This is a genomic window from Mangrovicoccus ximenensis (assembly GCF_003056725.1).
GTDB classification, from domain to species: Bacteria; Pseudomonadota; Alphaproteobacteria; order Rhodobacterales; family Rhodobacteraceae; genus Mangrovicoccus; species Mangrovicoccus ximenensis.
The window spans coordinates 139,061-155,615 of the sequence record NZ_QBKZ01000025.1; the positions used below are offsets into that span (position 1 = coordinate 139,061).

Below are 16,555 nucleotides of genomic sequence, written 5' to 3' on the forward strand. Positions count from 1 at the left end.
CGCCGGCACCGGCGTCCGGCGTGTTCGGCTTGGGCACCGCAGCGGTGATCCCGGCGCGCCCGCAGGCCAATGCTGTTCGCTGCTGAAATGTCCCGAGGGAGAGCGATGGCCCGCAGATCGTCCGTGGCCATGACCTCCTGCGCCCCGACTGTCGTCTCTGCCGGCGCGTTGCGGCCATGGCCCGGCATTGTCAGCTCATTGAGCACGTCCAGGGGATACCCTGCATCGGCAATACTCGGAGATCATGGCCGATCGACCGCGCATGCCGTGGCCGCCATCGGCGCGCGCGCCGGGGTCGTGGCATGCAAGGGCCGGGGGGCTCCGGAGCTTCGATATGGTTCTGCGCGTGTCGGCCCATGGGGTGGGGCGCGCAACGGCGGCGGGATGTTCCGGGGCGGGGGCTGAGGGACGCTGCGCCGGGCCAACCGTCGCTCTCGGCCCCGGCCACGCCGCGCCGGTGCCGCAGCGCGGCCTGCCCCGGAGCGCCTGGATCGACCTGGTCTTTGCCGGGCTTTCCGGCCGCTCCGCCGTTGCAATCTCCGCCGTCTCTTTCCGCCGCGCGCCTGTCCCGGTGCCGTGACGCCGCGTTCCGGCACATGGCGCTGGACAGTTCCGGCCGCAGCCGCTTCCCTGCGCGCAAGGAGACCTGCCATGACCGCATATCCGCACCTGTTCCGCCCGCTCGATCTGGGCCATGTCACGCTGCCGAACCGGGTGCTGATGGGCTCGATGCATACCGGGCTGGAGGAAACCGGCGACTGGGACCGGGTCGGCGCCTTCTATGCCGCGCGGGCCGAAGGCGGCGCCGGGCTGATGGTGACCGGCGGGCTTGCCCCGAACCCCGAGGGCGCGGTGCTGCCCGGCGCGGCCGGGCTGATGTCGGCGGACGATGTCATCCACCACCGCAAGGTGACCGAGCGGGTGCATGGCGCGGGCGGCCGGATCGCGGCGCAGATTCTCCATGCCGGGCGCTATGCCTATTCGAAGGACGCGGTCGCCCCTTCGGCGCTGCGCGCGCCGATCTCTCCCCACCGGCCGCTGGCGCTGGACGAGGCCGGGATCGAAAAGCAGGTCGCCGACATCGCCGCCGCCGCCGCAAGGGCGCGCGAGGCGGGCTATGACGGGGTCGAGATCATGGGATCGGAGGGCTATTTCCTCAACCAGTTCCTGGTCGCCCACACCAACCGGCGCGAAGACCGCTGGGGCGGCAGCTACGAAAACCGGATGCGGCTGCCGCTCGAAGTGATGCGCCGGGTCCGCTGGGCGGTCGGGCCGGATTTCATCGTGATCTTCCGGCTGTCGATGATCGACCTCGTGCCCGACGGGTCGAGCTGGGACGAGGTGGTGACGCTGGCGAAGGCGGTCGAGACGGCAGGGGCCTCGATCCTCAATACCGGCATCGGCTGGCACGAGGCGCGGATCCCGACCATCGCCACCTCGGTGCCCCGGCGCGCCTTCGCCTGGGTGACCAAGCGGCTGATGGGCGAGGTCGGCATCCCGGTGATCACCTCGAACCGGATCAACACGCCGGAGATCGCCGAAGACGTGCTGGCCGAGGGCTGCGCCGACATGGTGTCGATGGCGCGCCCCTTCCTCGCGGATCCCGATTTCGTCGCCAAGGCGGCACGCGGCGAGGCGGCGCGGATCGCGCCCTGCATCGCCTGCAACCAGGCCTGCCTCGACCACACGTTTGCCATGAAGCTGACCAGCTGCCTGGTCAATCCGCGCGCCTGCCACGAAACCGTCCTGACCGCCGCGCCCGCGGCCCGATCCAAGACCGTGGCTGTGGTCGGCGCCGGGCCGGCCGGGCTGACCGCGGCGCTCGAGGCCGACCGGCGCGGCCACCGGGTGACGCTGTTCGAGGCGGCGGAAGAGATAGGCGGGCAGCTGCAACTGGCGGCACGCATCCCCGGCAAGGAGGAATTCCGCGGGCTCCTGGAATGGTACGCGGCGGAACTGGCGGCCTCGGGCGTGACGCTGAAGCTCGGATACCGTGCGGCAGCGGCGGATCTGGACGGGTTCGACGAGCTGGTGATCGCCACCGGCGTCAAGCCGCGCGATCCCGGCATTCCCGGCGCGGAAGGGCCGCAGGCGGTGAGCTATGCCGAGCTGCTCTCGGGCCGGGCCGCGCCCGGCACGCAGGTCGCGGTGATCGGCGGCGGCGGGATCGGGTTCGACGTGGCCGAGTTCCTGTCGCATGCGCCCGGAGACAGCCCGGCCGAGGATCTCGCTGCATGGCTGCGCGAATGGGGCGTCGGCGATCCTGCCGAGGACCGCGGCGGGCTGAGCCCTGAAGGCCCCTGCCCCGCGCCCTCGCCGCGAAAGGTGACCATGTTCCAGCGCCGGCCCGGCAAGTTCGGCGCGACGCTCGGCAAGACCACCGGCTGGATCCACCGCAGCACGCTGCGCGCCAAGGGGGTCGGGATGGAAGCTGGGGCGGAATACCTTTCGATCGGACCGGACGGGCTCAGCTACCGCAAGGATGGCGAGATCCGCACCCATGCGGCCGACCAGATCGTGCTCTGCGCCGGCCAGGAGCCGGAGAATGCCCTGGCCGGCCTGGCGGAGACCCGCCCGCCGGGGACCACGCATCTGATCGGCGGCGCGCTTTCCGCAGAGGGAATCGATGCCAAGCGGGCGATTGCGCAGGCGGTGCGGCTGGCCCTCGAATTTTGAGTCCGCGAACCGTTTCCAAGCGGCGGAAGTGACCTATCTTTGCGGCCTGGGTGGCAGCGCATGGGGCGCCGCCAATAAATTGGTTGCTATGTTATGAATTTTATTCGCATATTATGAACCCACGTAACTTGTCGTAATTGTGTTAACCAGTCAAATGGCCGATGCTTGGCGTTTACCCGGAATTATGCAATTAATTTGCTCGAATTGTACGTGATTTTTGCGCAATAGACGCCGCGCAGCTAGAATGGTCGGAGTGGAGTATGGACAGACTGTCTGAAATGGAAGCCTTTGCCGCGGTCGTGGATCAGGGCGGCTTCACCGGAGCGGCGCAGAAGCTGGGGATCTCGAAATCCGCAGTTTCCAAGCATGTCTCCTCCCTCGAGGGCCGCCTCGGGGCCCGGCTGCTCAACCGCACGACGCGGCGCGTCAATCCCACGGATATCGGGCTGGTCTATTACGACCGCGCACGGACCGTGCTGAATGCCGCGCTCCAGGCGGATGCCGCCGTGCAGGGCATGCAGGCAGAGCCGACCGGCACGCTGCAGATCCTTGCCCCGTCGGATTTCGGCGCCTGCGTGCTGGCGCCGCTGGTCGCCGAGTACCTGTCGCGCAATCCGGGCGTCGACGTGAATCTCGTGCTGGGCCACGACACCGCCGAAGCGACCAGTGCCGACATCGACCTGTCGATCAGCCTCGGCACGAAGCCCGACAGCGCGCTGCGCAGCCACAAGCTCGACACCGTGTCGCGCATGCTGGTGGCAAGCCCCGGGTATCTGGAACGGCACGGCCGCCCCGCGCGGATCGAGGATCTGGCCCAGCACGCGCTGCTGCACCAGCTCGACACCGGCGGCGACCCGTTCTGGACCCTGGTGTCGTCGAGCGGCGAAGCGCGGGTGGTGCGCAGCCGCGGACGCCTGGCGGCCAATAGCGGCAGCTGCCTGAAGGACAGCGCCATCGCCGGAATGGGCATTGCCTTCCTGCCGGATTTCCTGATCGAGGACGCCATCGCCAAGGGCCAGCTGCAGAATGCCATGCCGGTCCTGCCGCTGCAGACCGCGCCGCTCTACGTTGCCCATGCCCCGAGCAACGGCAGCCTGCCGCGGGTCCGCAGCTTCGTCCAGTTCCTGCTGGACACCTATCAGGGCGAGGCCGAAACCGCCGACCGCGCGATCGCCTGAGCCGGGATCAGTCGAAGCCGATCACGACCTCGACGCGCCGGTTCTCGCGGCGCCCCTCTTCGGTGGCATTGCTGGCGCGCGGCGCCAGCGCCCCGGCCCCGGCGGCCTCGACCCGTCCGGGCGCCAGATCGGCCTGCATGCGGATCCGGTCGCGCAGGGTCGGCGCCCGCGTCACGCCGCCGGGCTGGATCGCCAGGGTGTGCGGCCATTTTCCGCCAAGGAGCCCGACGATGTGGAAGAGCCGCGCGCGGGCCTCGAGCGCGGCGCGCAGGCCCGAGCCTTCGGCGGCGGTGAAGCGCTCGGCCATATCTTCGTGCCAGTCCTGCCCGGCATAGGCGGGACGGGCGAAATCCGGCATGAAGAACAGGTAGAAATGGCTGAGGTGGTCGCAGAGGTTTTCCACCCCGTGCAGGATCGCGGCGGCGCGCATCGCCTCGGGCGGCATCCCGGCCCCTGCCAGATCGGCGAGCGCCAGCGCCGCCGCCATCGACTGGCTGATCGAGCAGATGCCGCAGATCCGCGGCGTGATGGTCAGCGCATCCTCGGGGCTCTTGCCCAGCAGGATCCGCTCGAAGCCGCGGAACAGCGGCGAGTTCGCCTCGGCGCGCGTGACGCTGCCTCCGGCAATGTCGAGACGGATCTCCAGATCGCCCTCGACCCGGTTGAACGGCCCGACCAGCAGGGAAGTTTCGCTCATCCGCGGGGCTTTCTCAGCGTTGGGGGGACCTCGATCCGGTCGGCGGTGGCGTTCTTCGCCACCCGTGCCGGGGTCGCGGCCTTCGACAGGGAGGCCAGCGCCATGAACCAGGCTTTCGGCATGTCGGTGGGCAGGCCAACGGGAATGCCCGCGAATTTCGGCGTCTCGGCGAAGCCGTGGCCCGGTTCCTCGAATTCGGGCGCGGTGCAGGCGATGCAGGGATAGCCCGCCCGCGTGCAGCTCTGCCCGCCGTTCCAGCCTCGGATGTTGCAATCGCCGACCGCCTGGGTGCCGATGCAGCCCAGATGCTCCATCATGCAGCCGATCTCCGAGAGGTGCTCGGCGCTGGCCTTGTATTCATAGAACTCGTTCTTCGGGCAGCCATGGTGGATCAGCGTGTCGGCATAGAAGCGCGGCCGCCCGAGCGCGTCGAGCGCCTGCGGGCGCAATTCGCCCGCGGCCAGCATCATCAGGGTCTCGGTCACCCAGTCGGGATGGGTCGGGCAGCCCGCCACGTTGACGACGGGCAGGCCGGAGGGGTCGCGGAACGTGCCGCCGAGAAGGCCGCCGCGGTGATGCCCCTCGAATTGCAGCCCCATCGCGTCGGTCAGGTTCTCGCCCGCCGAGGACACGCCGCCGAAGGCCGCGCAGGTGCCGAATCGACGAGGACTGGCAGGCCGAGCAATGGGGCGCCGACGAGGAGGCCGCCGAGACGGCGGTGCTCAAGCGCGGCGAGTTCCTGACGGCGCACCGCGCCTTCTGCCTGATCCGCGCGGCCTGACCGGCCGCGCTCCGGCAGGCAGTCGCTCTGCCTGCCGACGCGGCACTGCCGCAAAGTTCCGCTGGGCAAGCTGATTCCAAGGGGCGCGAAACCGGGAAATACTCCTCGGTGCCGTGCCCCTTTTTCGCTCCGGATCGAAACATCTGCTGAAAAAGTCATCGTTTTCGCTTGGGGAAGGGGGGGCAAACCCTTGACCCACGCCCTTTAACCTGCACGAATTCCGGCGGTGAGGGGCTCACCAACGATAAACAGGGACTGAAGCCGGAAGAGTGCACCGGCGAAAAACCGCCGAATGGCGGTCACAGGAAGAGGTACACATGACCAAGAAGGTATTTTGGGGCGCGCTGGCAGCCGCGGGCGCCGCAGCAAGCATCGCATCCGCCGATACGCTCGAGGACGTCAAGGCGCGCGGCGAGCTGATCTGCGGCACCTCCACCGGTCTGGCCGGGTTCTCGGCACCGGATGCCAATGGCCGCTACGAAGGCTTCGACGTTGCCTATTGCCGCGCACTCGCCGGCGCCATCTTCGGCGATCCGGATGCGGTCGAATTCAAGCCGCTGACCACCACCAACCGCTTCTCCGCGCTCTCCGCGGGCGAAGTCGACGTGCTGGCGCGCAACACCACCTGGACGCTGACCCGCGATGTCGACCTGAAGAACACCTTCATCGGTGTGAACTACTATGACGGCCAGGGCTTCATGGTTCCCAAGGAGCTGGGCGTCACCTCGGCGCGCGAGCTCGACGGCGCCACCGTCTGCATCCAGACCGGCACCACCACCGAGCTGAACCTCGCGGACTTCTTCCGCGCCAACAACATCAGCTACGAGCCTGTTCCGATCGAGACCAATGCCGAGGCGCAGCAGCAGTACCTGGCCGGCGCCTGCGACGTCTACACCACCGACGCCTCCGGCCTCGCCGCGACCCGCGCCTCCTTCGAAGCGCCGGGCGAGCACGTGATCCTGCCGGAGATCATCTCCAAGGAGCCGCTCGGCCCGCTCGTGCGCCATGGCGACGACCACTGGGCCGACATCGCCCGCTGGACGCTCAACGCGCTGATCGCCGCCGAGGAGCTGGGCGTGACCTCCGCGAATATCGACGAGCTTGCCGCCTCCACCGAGAATCCCGAGATCGCCCGCCTGCTGGGCACCGAGGGCAATCTGGGCGAGATGCTGGGCCTGTCGCAGGACTGGGCGATGAACGCCGTCAAGGCCGAAGGCAACTACGGCGAGATCTTCGAGAAATACATCGGCGAAGGCACCCCGATCGGCCTGGCGCGCGGCCTGAACGCGCAGTGGACCGAGGGCGGCCTGATGTACGCACCGCCGTTCCGCTGAAGACTGCACAGGGCGCGGGTCACTCCGCGCCCTTCGTCTATCCGGCGCAATCCCGGCTGCGTTTCCCGAAGGAGCATTTATGGCCACTGCGAGCGACCCGCCCCAGGGCGGCTTCCAATTCTCCCAGCTGATCTACGACACCCGCTACCGGTCGATGACCATCCAGGTGGCGACGCTGATCGGTGTGCTGGCCCTGTTTTTCTGGCTAGGTGCCAATGTCACCCAGAACCTCGCGGATCTGGGCAAGCCGATCGATTTCGGCTTCCTCGGCGAGCCGGCCGGCTATGACATCAACCAGCGGCTCATCGAATACGACAACCAGGACATCCATGCCCGCGCCGCCTTCGTCGGGCTCCTGAACACGCTGCTGGTCGCCTTTCTCGGCTGCACGCTGGCGACGGTGATCGGCGTGCTGGTGGGGGTGCTGCGGCTGTCGCACAACTGGCTGGTGGCGCGGGTCATGACGATCTACGTCGAGACCTTCCGCAACGTGCCGGTGCTGCTGTGGATCGTGCTGGCCATGGCGGTGATGATCGAGGCGCTGCCGCAGCCGCGGGATTTCCGCGGCGACGATCCGGCGGCCTCGATGGTCTTCGACGCCGCCGCCTTCACCAACCGCGGGGTCTACATCCCCGAACCGCTGTTCTCGCGCAGCCTCGGCGATTTCAGCTTCTTCGGCATCTTCGACATCAGCATCGACCTCCTGGCGATCCTCGCCGTGCTGGGGGCGGGCATCTATGCCGCCAAGCTGATCGGGCGCCAGGCCGACCGCATCCAGAACCGCACCGGGCTGCGCCCGACCACCTGGTACAAGACGCTGGGCGTCATCGTCGTGCCGGTGCTGGCGGTGCTGGCGATCCTCGGCTTCCATCTCGGCTATCCCGAGCTGAAGGGCTTCAATTTTGGCGGCGGCATCCACCTGCGCAACTCGCTGATCGCGCTCTGGCTGGCGCTGAGCTTCTACACGGCCGCCTTCATCGCCGAGATCGTGCGCGGCGGCATCATGGCGATTTCCAAGGGCCAGAGCGAGGCCGCCGCCGCCCTCGGCCTGCGCCCGTCGCGCACCATGCGGCTGGTGATCCTGCCGCAGGCGCTGCGGGTCATCATCCCGCCGCTGATCTCGCAATACCTGAACCTGACCAAGAACAGCTCGCTGGCCATTGCGGTCGGCTACATGGACCTCACCGGCACGCTGATGGGGATCACGCTGAACCAGTCGGGGCGGGAACTCGAATGCGTGCTGCTGACCATGCTGGTCTATCTGGCGATCTCGCTGTGCATCTCGGGCGCGTTCAACATCTACAACCAGCGCGTCAAGCTGAAGGAGCGGTAGAATGGAGTTCCAACCCTTTGTCCGCACCCGGATGCTCGATGCCAAGCCTGCGCCGGTGACCTCGGTCGGTCCGGCCGGCTGGATCCGGCGCAACCTGTTCGACGGGCCGCTGAACGCGGCGATGACGCTGGTGATGGCCTTCGTCATCTTCCTGCTGCTGTCGCATCTGCTGCCCTGGGTCTTCCTGTCGGTCTGGCATGCCGAAAGCCTGGCCGAGTGCCGCGAGATCATCGACCAGCGCTACGGCACCGGCCATTCCGGCGCCTGCTGGGCGGTGATCCACGAACGGTTCTTCCAGCTGGTCTACGGCTTCTATCCGCCCGAGCTCTACTGGCGGCCGAACCTGACCTTCATCCTGATGCTGGGGGCGCTGGCGCCGATCCTGTTCACCCAGCTGCCGCGCAAGATGATGGTCTTTTCGGCGCTGTTCCCGTTCCTCGGGGCCTGGCTGCTCTGGGGCGGCTCGGTCTGGCAGCCGGTGCTGGTGCTGGCGGGCTTCGGCATCGGCTTCGCCGCCTGGACGGCGCTGGCCAAGGTCAACGGCATCCTCGCCATCGCCGCCGGGCTGATCCTGCCGGTGCTGTGGTGGGTCTTCGCCATGGAGCCGGTCGTGAACGGGCTGCATGCGGTCATCCCGCTGGGGCTGGAGCCGGTCGATTCCACCCAGTTCGGCGGCTTCATGGTCTCGGTCGTGATCGGCGTCACCGCGATCACCCTGTCGCTGCCCCTGGGCATCATGCTGGCGCTGGGACGGCAGACCGACCTCTTCATCGTGCGCACCGTGTCGATCGGCTTCATCGAGTTCATCCGCGGCGTGCCCTTGATCACGCTCCTCTTCGTCGCCTCGACGCTGCTGAACTACTTCATGCCGCCGGGGACGAATTTCGACCTGATCGTGCGCGTCATCATCATGGCGACGCTGTTCTCCGCCGCCTATATCGCCGAGGTGATCCGCGGCGGGCTCGCGGCGCTGCCCAAGGGGCAGTACGAGGCCGCCGACAGCCTCGGGCTCGACTACTGGCAGGCGCAGCGGCTGATCATCATGCCGCAGGCGCTGAAGATCGCCATTCCGGGGATCGTCTCGACCTTCATCGGCCTCTTCAAGGACACCACGCTGGTCTCGATCATCGGCATCCTCGATCCGATCGGCCTGTCGAACGCGATCCGCGCCGACAGCGCCTGGCAGGGCATCTACTGGGAGCTCTTCGCCTTCATCGGCTTCGTCTTCTTCATCTTCTGCTTCTCGATGTCGAGATACTCCATGTACCTCGAACGCAAGCTCAACACCGGCCACCGCTGAGGAAAACCCATGACCGACACTGCAGTGAACACCGCCCCGGCCATGACCGTCTCCGACGAGGTGGCGATCTCGATCCAGGGCATGAACAAGTGGTACGGACAGTTCCACGTGCTGCGCGACATCGACCTGACCGTCTATCGCGGCGAGCGGATCGTGATCTGCGGGCCGTCCGGCTCCGGCAAGTCCACCATGATCCGCTGCATCAACGCGCTGGAGGAGCACCAGGAGGGCAAGATCACCGTCGACGGCACGGTCCTGTCGTCGGATCTGAAGAACATCGACAAGATCCGCTCCGAGGTCGGGATGTGCTTCCAGCATTTCAACCTCTTCCCGCATCTGACGATCCTCGAGAACTGCACGCTGGCGCCGATCTGGGTCCGCAAGATCCCGAAGAAGGAAGCGATCGAGACGGCGATGCACTTCCTCGAGAAGGTGAAGATCCCGGATCAGGCCAACAAGTATCCCGGCCAGCTGTCGGGCGGCCAGCAGCAGCGGGTCGCCATCGCGCGCAGCCTCTGCATGCGGCCCAAGATCATGCTCTTCGACGAGCCGACCTCGGCGCTCGATCCGGAGATGATCAAGGAGGTGCTCGACACCATGATCCAGCTCGCCGAGGAGGGCATGACCATGCTCTGCGTGACGCACGAAATGGGCTTTGCCCAGGCGGTGGCGAACCGGGTGATCTTCATGGACCAGGGCCAGATCGTCGAGCAGAACGAACCGAAGGCCTTCTTCAACAACCCGCAATCCGAGCGGACCAAGCTGTTCCTGAGCCAGATCCTCGGGCACTGACCGCCTTGCGGGGGGCGCTCTGCCGTCCCCCGCCGCGGAAATCCTCGCGCGGCGGCCTGTCCGCCGTATCATGGCACCGCCTTGTCCCTGCCGGAGCGCCGCCATGAACGTCTTTCCCTTCTCAGCCATCTTCCGTGCCCCCCTGTCGGGGGATGTCGCGCAGTCCATCGCGCCGGATTTCGCCGGCGTGCCGGAGGTCGAGCGCCGCATCACCGAGGAGGTCGCCAGCTACGGAAGCCAGCTCGGCACGCTGTTCGACGCGCTGAAGGCGCTTGCCGACCGGGATCCCGATCTGCGCCGGGAGCCGGAGATGGCGAAGGCGCTGGAGCTGCGCGACCGCATCGAGGCGGCGAAGGCTGCCGAGGCCGCGAGCATCCGCGACCGGGCCGAGCGCCTGATGGACAGCCTGCACGCGCTTGCGCCCGAGCTCCATGCCGAGCTGATGGCGCGGGAAAGCCGCCGCTGATCCGGCCAGTTCCGGTGTCCGGTCCCGCTTGGCCCGGTCCCTGCTCCGGCAGGATGCCGGGGGGTAGTCCTCCGGCACGTGACCTGGCCTGTCCGGCCTTCGCCCGGCAAGCCGCCAGAAGGGGACCAATCATGGCCAACGTCACTTCCTCGTCGCCGATCATGCACCAGGACAAGACCGTCTATGCCAGCGCCGGCAGTGCCAGGACCGTGCTCGGCCTGGCCGAGGAGCACCGGATCCCGATCCCGTTCGATTGCCAGAACGGCGATTGCGGTTCCTGCCAGATCGAGGTGGAATACTACAGCCCCGGCAGCAAGATGGGCCTGGCGCTGACCGAGAAGGAGAAATCCAAGCTGAAGGAGCTGGGCAAGCTCACCGCCGCGGATATCGAGGCGGCCGAGGTGAAGGACATGCCGCCGCGCTGGCGGCTGGCCTGCCAGTTCGTGGCCCGCGCCGAGGACGTGCGGATCATCTTCTCGGGCGCGCCGGGCGGCGCGGCCTGATCCGGCGGAGGCCGGTCAGGGATGGCCGGGCAGGTCGCGGGGGACGAAGAAATCCACCAGCCGTGCCCGGCCGTTCTCCAGCCCGGTCCAGTCGGCGATCTCGGCGACCAGTGTCGCGCCGGTCGGATAGATGCCGAATTTCGGATGCGCAGGACCGGCGCCCAGCAGCTGGTGGGCCAGTGCGCCGATGCCCGGATTGTGGCCGATCATCGCCACCACCTCGCCCTTGGCGCCCTGCAGCACGGCCAGCATGGTTTCCGGGGAGGCGTGGTAGAGCGCGGGCAGGATCTCGGCCTCTGCCGCGCCGGGCAGTTCGGCGGCGATGCCGGCCCAGGTTTCCTGGGTGCGCTGCGCCGAGGAGCAGAGCACCTGGTCGGGCACCAGGCCGCGCCCGGCCAGTTCGCGGCCGATCAGCGGCGCGGCGGCCCGGCCGCGGGCATTCAGCGGCCGGTCGTGATCGCTCAAATCCTCGTGCGACCAGTCGGATTTGGCATGGCGGGTGAGGATCAGGCGGGGCATGGCGGTCGCTCCCGTGTCAGCCGCGGCGGATCATCGAGCCGACACCGTGATCGGTGAACAGCTCCAGAAGGCAGGCATTCGGCACCCGGCCGTCGAGGATCACCGCCGCGCGGACGCCGCGCGCCAGCGCGTCGAGCGCGGTCTCCGTCTTCGGGATCATGCCGCCGGCGATCACGCCCTCGTCGGTCATCTCGCGGATCTGCGTCGCGGTCAGCTCGGTCATGACATCGCCATTGGCGTTCTTCACGCCGGCCACGTCGGTCAGCAGCAGCAGGCGCCGTGCCTGCAGCGCGCCTGCGATGGCGCCGGCCGCGGTGTCGCCGTTCACGTTCATCGTCTCGCCGTCGCGGCTGACGCCCAGGGGCGCGATCACCGGGATCAGCTCGCCCGCGGTCAGCGTTTCCAGGAGCCGCGTGTCGACGGTCTCGGGCGTGCCGACGAGGCCCAGCGACGGGTCGTCCTGGCGGCAGATCATCAGCCCGGCATCCTTGCCGGAGATGCCGACCGCGCGGCCGCCCTGGTCGTTGATCGCCTGCACGACGCGCTTGTTGATCAGGCCGGACAGGACCATCTCGACCACCTCGACGGTGGCTTCGTCGGTGACGCGCTTGCCGTTGACGAATTCCGACTGGATGTCGAGCCGCTTGAGCATCGAGTTGATCATCGGACCGCCGCCATGGACGATCACCGGATGCACGCCGACCTGCCGCATCAGCACGATGTCGCGGGCGAATTCCTCCATCGCCTCGTCCGAGCCCATGGCGTGTCCGCCGAGCTTGATGACGATCGTCGCGCCTTCGTAGCGCTGCAGGTAGGGGAGCGCCTCGGACAGGGTCTTGGCGGTTGCGATCCAGTCGCGGGTCTGGGACATCTGTTTTTTCATCTCGCGCACCTCGGGGGACTGGCCCGTCCTAATCTGTCGGGGATGATCACTCAAGGGCAGCTTTCAAAGCCGCGGGACTGTGCCTAGATTGCGCAGGTAACGAGGAAGGAACGTGCCATGGCATCCCAGAAGACCCTGCTCCTGACCGGCGCCAGCCGCGGGATCGGACATGCGACGGTGAAACGCTTCTCCGCCGAGGGCTGGAGGGTGCTGACCTGTTCGCGCCAGCCCTTCGATCCGCGCTGCCCCTGGCCCGGCGGCGAGGAGAACCACATCCAGATCGACCTGGGCGACCCGGCGAGCACGATCGACGCGATCGAGGTGATCCGCGGCAAGCTGGACGGCCGGCTCGACGCGCTGGTCAACAATGCGGGCATCTCGCCGAAGGACGGGGAGGGCGGGCGCCTGAACACGCTCGACACCGACCTGCGCACCTGGGGCAAGGTGTTCCACGTGAACTTCTTCGCGCCGATCGTGCTGGCGCGCGGGCTGAAGGACGAGCTGTCGGCCGCCAAGGGGGCCGTGGTCAACGTCACCTCCATCGCCGGCAACCAGATCCATCCCTTCGCCGGGGCGGCCTATTCGACCTCGAAGGCGGCGCTGAAGGCCCTGACCCGCGAGATGGCGCATGATTTCGGGCCGATGGGCGTGCGGGTCAACGCGATCGCGCCGGGCGAGATCGAGACCTCGATCCTGTCTCCGGGGACGGAGAAGATCGTCGAGACCCTGCCGCTGCGCCGGCTCGGCCAGCCCTCGGAGGTCGCCGACGTGATCTTCTTCCTCTGCTCGCCCGAGTCCTCCTATGTCACCGGTACCGAGATCGAGGTGAATGCCGGGCAGCATGTCTGAGCTTCGCCGCGACGCAGCACTTGGCAGGGGAGGGGATTTGGTGTTCCCTGACCCTGCCGGCACAACAGGCCGGCGGCAACGGAACGGAACAGCGCCCTGACCTGGCTTGTCTTCACCGATCTCGACGGAACGCTTCTCGACCATGCCAGCTATGACTGGACGCCGGCCCGCCCGGCGCTGGAGCGGCTGAAGGCGCTGGGGATCCCGCTGGTCCTCGCCAGCTCCAAGACCGCCGCCGAGATTGCGGCCCTGCACGCGGCGCTGGGGCTGGGCGATGCGCCCGCCATCGTCGAGAACGGCGCCGGGCTCTGGCAGCCGGGGGCGGAAGAGGGCGCGGGCCGGGCTGCGCTACTGCCTGTCGGCGGAATTCCGGTCGGGGGGGCTGCGGCGGCTGCTTGCCATCACCTGCGAGGAAGACCCGCGCGACCTGTTCGGCGCCGCCGCTGCGCGGAACTTCGCGGCGATCGGGGCGATGCTGTCGCTGCAGCTTTCCGCGCCCGACCGCGAGGCAGAGGACAATTCGGCCGTGTTCGGCGCGGGCTTCGTGGCCCTGACGGCGCTGGAGAAGCGGATACTCGTCTCGATGGCGGAGGGGCGCGGCCTGCTGGAGATCGCGCGCGAGATCGGCGCGGCGCTGCCGCTGCTGCGGCGGATCCTGCATGACATCTGCCGCAAGCTGCAGGTCGGCACGCATGCAGACGCCCTCGCGATGGCGAGGGCGCGGGGGCTGGTCGCGATGTGAGCGGGCTCAGCTCTGCTGGGGATCGGCGAACTTGATCGATTCGCCGCAGCCGCAGGCATCCACGACATTGGGATTGCGGAACTTGAATCCGGCCTCGAGCAGCGAGACCTCGTAGTCGATCTCGGTGCCGAAGAGGAACATCTGGGCCATCGGCGCGATCATCACGCGCGCGCCGTCCTGTTCGACGACCTCGTCCATCGGGTCGACCTCGGAGACGTATTCCATGGTGTATTCCATGCCCGCGCAGCCGCCCTTCTTGACGCCGATGCGCAGCCCCTGGCGGTCGTCCCTGGCCATCAGGGTATTGATCTGCTTGGCGGCGGCCGGGGTGAGGGTCACGGCCTGCTTGCCGGGGATTCCGAACATGTTGCGCTCCTGACTAACGCATGGAAGATAAGGGACCGGGCGGGCAAACTCAAGGGAGGAGCAGGCCGGGAATGCCGCCGGGCAGCAGGCCCAGCACCAGCATCCGCGTCGCGATCCCGGTCAGGACGGCCCAGCCGACCGAGGCCATGGTGCCGATGATCACGTATTCGGCGATCTTGCGGCTCTTCTGCGCATCCGAAAAGCGCAGGATGGATTTCGCCGCGACCAGCACGGCGATCCCGGCGACATTGCCGGTCAGCACCGAGGCGAAGGCGAGGCCGCGTTCCATCTGGCCGATCACGGCGCCCGCGCCCTTGATGCCGCCGCCATTGACCTGCGCGCGCAGCGACCAGTCGCGGGCCAGAAGCGGCGCGATCAGCATCTGCACGGCGATCCCGCCCGCGCGGGTGGCGAAAAGCCCGCCCGCGGCCACCGCGGGGCATCTCGCTCAGGCGGGCGAGGCAGGCCTCGCGCGGCATCGGATCGGTCACGAGGCAGCTCCCTTGCAGCTTGCGTCCCCGCCACCATGGGGGCGGACGGGGCCGGCTGCAACCGGCCCCGGCGCCTCACTCCAGATAGGTCTGGTACGAGGCCGGCACCCAGGCGTAGCCGCCCTCGCCGCGCGGCGCGACATGGCCGAGCGCCGGGAAAGGCATGTGATAGCCGATCGCCGGAATGCGGTCTGCGGCCAGCATGCCCATCACCTTCTTCCGCGTCGCGGCTGCCTGCGCCTTGTCCATGTCGAAGCGGACCTCCCAGTCGGGATAGCCCAGCGACCAGACGTAATGGTTGGCGGTATCGGCAAACAGCATCATCTGCTGGCCGTCGCTTTCCACATGTAGCCCATGTGCCCCGGCGTATGCCCATAGGCCTCGACCGCGGTGATGCCCGAAGCCACCGAGGCGCCCGGATCGATGAAGCTGAACCGCTCCGCCAGAGGCCGGATCTTCGCCTCGTAGCCCTCGTTTTCCGCCGAGGCCCAGTAATTGTTCTCCGCCGCGCCCGAGACATGCCCGGCATTGGCGAAGGTCGCATCGTCGCCCGACATCAGCCCGCCGATATGGTCGCCATGCATATGGGTGATCACCACCTTGTCGACCATGTCAGTGCCGTAGCCCGCAGCCTCGAGCGCCGCGGCCAGCGGCTCGGGCGAGAGGCCGGTATCGAACAGCACCAGCTCGGATCCGGTATTGACCAGCATCGGCGTAAAGAAGAACTGCGCCTTGTCGGCCGGGATGAAATTGGCGCGCGACACTTCGGCGAACTCGTCCTCGGTCACGTTGGTGCCGAAGATCGACTGGGCGTTGTCGCGGGTCTGCGTGCCGCCCAGAAGGGTCGTGACCTCGAAGCTTCCCAGCTGGAAGCGGAAGAACTTCGGAGGCATCGACGCCCCCTTCATCTCGGCGGAAGCCATGGATATCCCCGGCATTGCGGCAGCCAGCGGCGCGGCGGCTGCAGTGGTCAGCGCCTGGCGGCGGGTGATCTTCGTCATGTCGCGTGTCTCCCTGTTCTGACGGCGGACCTAGGACGCATCCGCCGCGGGTCGAGCGGGATTAGCGCAGGATTTTCGGCAGATATCACTCCCACCAGCGGTCTATCACGGCGATGTCATCATCCGACCAGCCGAAGTGATGCGCCAGCTCGTGCACGGTGACATGGGCAACCAGGTCCTCGAGGCCGACATCGCCGCGCGCGATCCATTCGTCGAGGATCGCCAGCCGGAACAGCCAGATCGTGTCCGGCCCTGCGGGCTGGTCCATCACCGATTTCTCCGTCATCGGGATGCCGTCATAGAGCCCGGTCAGCTCGTAGGGATCGGCGATCTCCAGATCGCGCAGCATCTCTTCGGGGGCGAGGTCCTCGACCCGCAGCGCCACCTGCCGCGCAGCAGGCGCGAAACGCGGCGGCAGCGCCTCCAGCGTGGCGCGGGCGATCTCCTCGATATCCCCGAGGCCGGGGGCAAGCCCGAAGGCGGGCGGTTCGGCGTCATCTGTCATGCCTCCCTCATGGCAGCCGCCCGGCCCGCCGCCTAGCGACCGCGTCGTCACAGGGCGCCGGGTGAGGGCCCGGGAGAGGGCCCGGCCCTCTCCCGGCTGGCTCCGGCGCGGATTTCTGGACACCGTGCGCGCGATGTGG

Annotated in this window: 15 protein-coding genes and 4 pseudogenes; 11 read left to right on the forward strand and 8 right to left on the reverse strand. The window is 67.9% G+C overall.

Annotation, left to right across the window (positions count from 1 at the left end; genetic code table 11):
• Window positions 1–651: 651 nt before the first annotated feature.
• Together C7T91_RS28415 and C7T91_RS28420 are read left to right on the forward strand one after the other, a co-directional pair.
• The gene (locus tag C7T91_RS28415) at window positions 652–2,676 is read left to right on the forward strand and encodes an NADPH-dependent 2,4-dienoyl-CoA reductase (protein WP_108263250.1); all 2,025 of its coding nucleotides are present in this window, start codon (window positions 652–654) and stop codon (window positions 2,674–2,676) included.
• A 260-nt stretch (window positions 2,677–2,936) separates the two neighbouring features.
• On the forward strand, window positions 2,937–3,854 hold the full coding sequence (locus tag C7T91_RS28420) for a LysR family transcriptional regulator (protein WP_108263251.1): 918 nt from the start codon (window positions 2,937–2,939) through the stop codon (window positions 3,852–3,854).
• 124 nt (window positions 3,855–3,978) lie between these two features.
• Here C7T91_RS28420 and C7T91_RS28425 read toward each other — a convergent pair.
• Window positions 3,979–4,551: pseudogene (locus tag C7T91_RS28425) on the reverse strand (nickel-dependent hydrogenase large subunit); the annotation flags it as partial.
• A pseudogene (locus tag C7T91_RS28430) lies at window positions 4,548–5,249 on the reverse strand (NADH-quinone oxidoreductase subunit B family protein); the annotation flags it as partial. The pseudogenes C7T91_RS28425 and C7T91_RS28430, both read right to left, overlap by 4 nt.
• Before the next feature lie 400 nt (window positions 5,250–5,649).
• On the opposite strand from C7T91_RS28430, the gene C7T91_RS28440 reads away from it, so the two are divergent.
• The 6 genes from C7T91_RS28440 to C7T91_RS28465 all read left to right on the forward strand — a co-directional run bounded on the left by C7T91_RS28440 (window position 5,650) and on the right by C7T91_RS28465 (window position 11,060).
• Entirely contained in the window at window positions 5,650–6,666 is a 1,017-nt protein-coding gene (locus tag C7T91_RS28440; RefSeq protein ID WP_108263253.1) for an amino acid ABC transporter substrate-binding protein, read from the forward strand.
• A gap of 79 nt (window positions 6,667–6,745) precedes the next feature.
• A complete protein-coding gene (locus C7T91_RS28445; protein ID WP_108263254.1) occupies window positions 6,746–7,999 on the forward strand; it encodes an amino acid ABC transporter permease in 1,254 nt (417 codons plus the stop codon).
• A gap of 1 nt (window position 8,000) precedes the next feature.
• Window positions 8,001–9,299 (forward strand): amino acid ABC transporter permease, encoded by a 1,299-nt coding sequence (locus C7T91_RS28450; protein WP_108263255.1) that lies wholly within the window; start codon window positions 8,001–8,003, stop codon window positions 9,297–9,299.
• A 9-nt stretch (window positions 9,300–9,308) separates the two neighbouring features.
• The gene (locus C7T91_RS28455; RefSeq protein ID WP_330848905.1) at window positions 9,309–10,091 is read left to right on the forward strand and encodes an amino acid ABC transporter ATP-binding protein; all 783 of its coding nucleotides are present in this window, start codon (window positions 9,309–9,311) and stop codon (window positions 10,089–10,091) included.
• Between the two features lie 103 nt (window positions 10,092–10,194).
• On the forward strand, window positions 10,195–10,557 hold the full coding sequence (locus C7T91_RS28460; RefSeq protein ID WP_108263256.1) for a hypothetical protein: 363 nt from the start codon (window positions 10,195–10,197) through the stop codon (window positions 10,555–10,557).
• Window positions 10,558–10,688: 131 nt separating this feature from the next.
• Complete coding sequence (locus tag C7T91_RS28465; protein ID WP_108263257.1) at window positions 10,689–11,060, forward strand: 2Fe-2S iron-sulfur cluster-binding protein; 372 nt, start codon at window positions 10,689–10,691, stop codon at window positions 11,058–11,060.
• A gap of 15 nt (window positions 11,061–11,075) precedes the next feature.
• On the opposite strand, the gene C7T91_RS28470 is transcribed toward C7T91_RS28465, so the two are convergent.
• Complete coding sequence (locus C7T91_RS28470) at window positions 11,076–11,579, reverse strand: SixA phosphatase family protein (protein ID WP_108263258.1); 504 nt, start codon at window positions 11,577–11,579, stop codon at window positions 11,076–11,078.
• 16 nt (window positions 11,580–11,595) lie between these two features.
• Window positions 11,596–12,462 carry an acetylglutamate kinase gene (gene argB, locus C7T91_RS28475; RefSeq protein WP_108263455.1) on the reverse strand — a complete coding sequence of 289 codons (867 nt, stop codon included), beginning with the start codon at window positions 12,460–12,462 and terminating at the stop codon, window positions 11,596–11,598.
• Between the two features lie 117 nt (window positions 12,463–12,579).
• On the opposite strand from argB, the gene C7T91_RS28480 reads away from it, so the two are divergent.
• From C7T91_RS28480 to C7T91_RS37330, 3 genes and pseudogenes are all read left to right on the forward strand, one after another.
• Entirely contained in the window at window positions 12,580–13,311 is a 732-nt protein-coding gene (locus C7T91_RS28480) for an SDR family NAD(P)-dependent oxidoreductase (RefSeq protein WP_108263259.1), read from the forward strand.
• A gap of 96 nt (window positions 13,312–13,407) precedes the next feature.
• Window positions 13,408–13,578 (forward strand): annotated as a pseudogene (locus tag C7T91_RS37325) (HAD hydrolase family protein); the annotation flags it as partial.
• Between the two features lie 7 nt (window positions 13,579–13,585).
• Window positions 13,586–14,053, forward strand: a complete 468-nt coding sequence (locus C7T91_RS37330) for a helix-turn-helix transcriptional regulator (protein ID WP_236638573.1) — start codon at window positions 13,586–13,588, stop codon at window positions 14,051–14,053.
• Window positions 14,054–14,059: 6 nt separating this feature from the next.
• Here the strand turns inward: C7T91_RS37330 and C7T91_RS28490 are convergent, their stop codons facing one another.
• The 4 genes and pseudogenes from C7T91_RS28490 to C7T91_RS28505 form a co-directional block, all read right to left on the reverse strand.
• A complete protein-coding gene (locus C7T91_RS28490; RefSeq protein WP_108263260.1) occupies window positions 14,060–14,419 on the reverse strand; it encodes a HesB/IscA family protein in 360 nt (119 codons plus the stop codon).
• A 49-nt stretch (window positions 14,420–14,468) separates the two neighbouring features.
• Window positions 14,469–14,852 (reverse strand): hypothetical protein, encoded by a 384-nt coding sequence (locus C7T91_RS28495; RefSeq protein ID WP_108263261.1) that lies wholly within the window; start codon window positions 14,850–14,852, stop codon window positions 14,469–14,471.
• Window positions 14,853–14,985: 133 nt separating this feature from the next.
• Window positions 14,986–15,911 (reverse strand): annotated as a pseudogene (locus C7T91_RS28500) (MBL fold metallo-hydrolase).
• Window positions 15,912–15,996: 85 nt separating this feature from the next.
• Entirely contained in the window at window positions 15,997–16,416 is a 420-nt protein-coding gene (locus C7T91_RS28505) for a metallopeptidase family protein (RefSeq protein ID WP_108263262.1), read from the reverse strand.
• Window positions 16,417–16,555: the final 139 nt, after the last annotated feature.

Excerpts from the sequence above, each read along its gene's own strand:
- C7T91_RS28415 (WP_108263250.1), top strand. The coding sequence starts at position 652 with ATGACCGCATATCCGCACCTGTTCCGCCCGCTCGATCTGGGCCATGTC.
- C7T91_RS28420 (WP_108263251.1), top strand. The coding sequence starts at position 2,937 with ATGGACAGACTGTCTGAAATGGAAGCCTTTGCCGCGGTCGTGGATCAG.
- C7T91_RS28440 (WP_108263253.1), top strand. The coding sequence starts at position 5,650 with ATGACCAAGAAGGTATTTTGGGGCGCGCTGGCAGCCGCGGGCGCCGCA.
- C7T91_RS28445 (WP_108263254.1), top strand. The coding sequence starts at position 6,746 with ATGGCCACTGCGAGCGACCCGCCCCAGGGCGGCTTCCAATTCTCCCAG.
- C7T91_RS28450 (WP_108263255.1), top strand. The coding sequence starts at position 8,001 with ATGGAGTTCCAACCCTTTGTCCGCACCCGGATGCTCGATGCCAAGCCT.
- C7T91_RS28455 (WP_330848905.1), top strand. The coding sequence starts at position 9,309 with ATGACCGACACTGCAGTGAACACCGCCCCGGCCATGACCGTCTCCGAC.
- C7T91_RS28460 (WP_108263256.1), top strand. The coding sequence starts at position 10,195 with ATGAACGTCTTTCCCTTCTCAGCCATCTTCCGTGCCCCCCTGTCGGGG.
- C7T91_RS28465 (WP_108263257.1), top strand. The coding sequence starts at position 10,689 with ATGGCCAACGTCACTTCCTCGTCGCCGATCATGCACCAGGACAAGACC.
- C7T91_RS28470 (WP_108263258.1), bottom strand. The coding sequence starts at position 11,579 with ATGCCCCGCCTGATCCTCACCCGCCATGCCAAATCCGACTGGTCGCAC.
- argB (WP_108263455.1), bottom strand. The coding sequence starts at position 12,462 with ATGAAAAAACAGATGTCCCAGACCCGCGACTGGATCGCAACCGCCAAG.
- C7T91_RS28480 (WP_108263259.1), top strand. The coding sequence starts at position 12,580 with ATGGCATCCCAGAAGACCCTGCTCCTGACCGGCGCCAGCCGCGGGATC.
- C7T91_RS37330 (WP_236638573.1), top strand. The coding sequence starts at position 13,586 with ATGCGCCCGCCATCGTCGAGAACGGCGCCGGGCTCTGGCAGCCGGGGG.
- C7T91_RS28490 (WP_108263260.1), bottom strand. The coding sequence starts at position 14,419 with ATGTTCGGAATCCCCGGCAAGCAGGCCGTGACCCTCACCCCGGCCGCC.
- C7T91_RS28505 (WP_108263262.1), bottom strand. The coding sequence starts at position 16,416 with ATGACAGATGACGCCGAACCGCCCGCCTTCGGGCTTGCCCCCGGCCTC.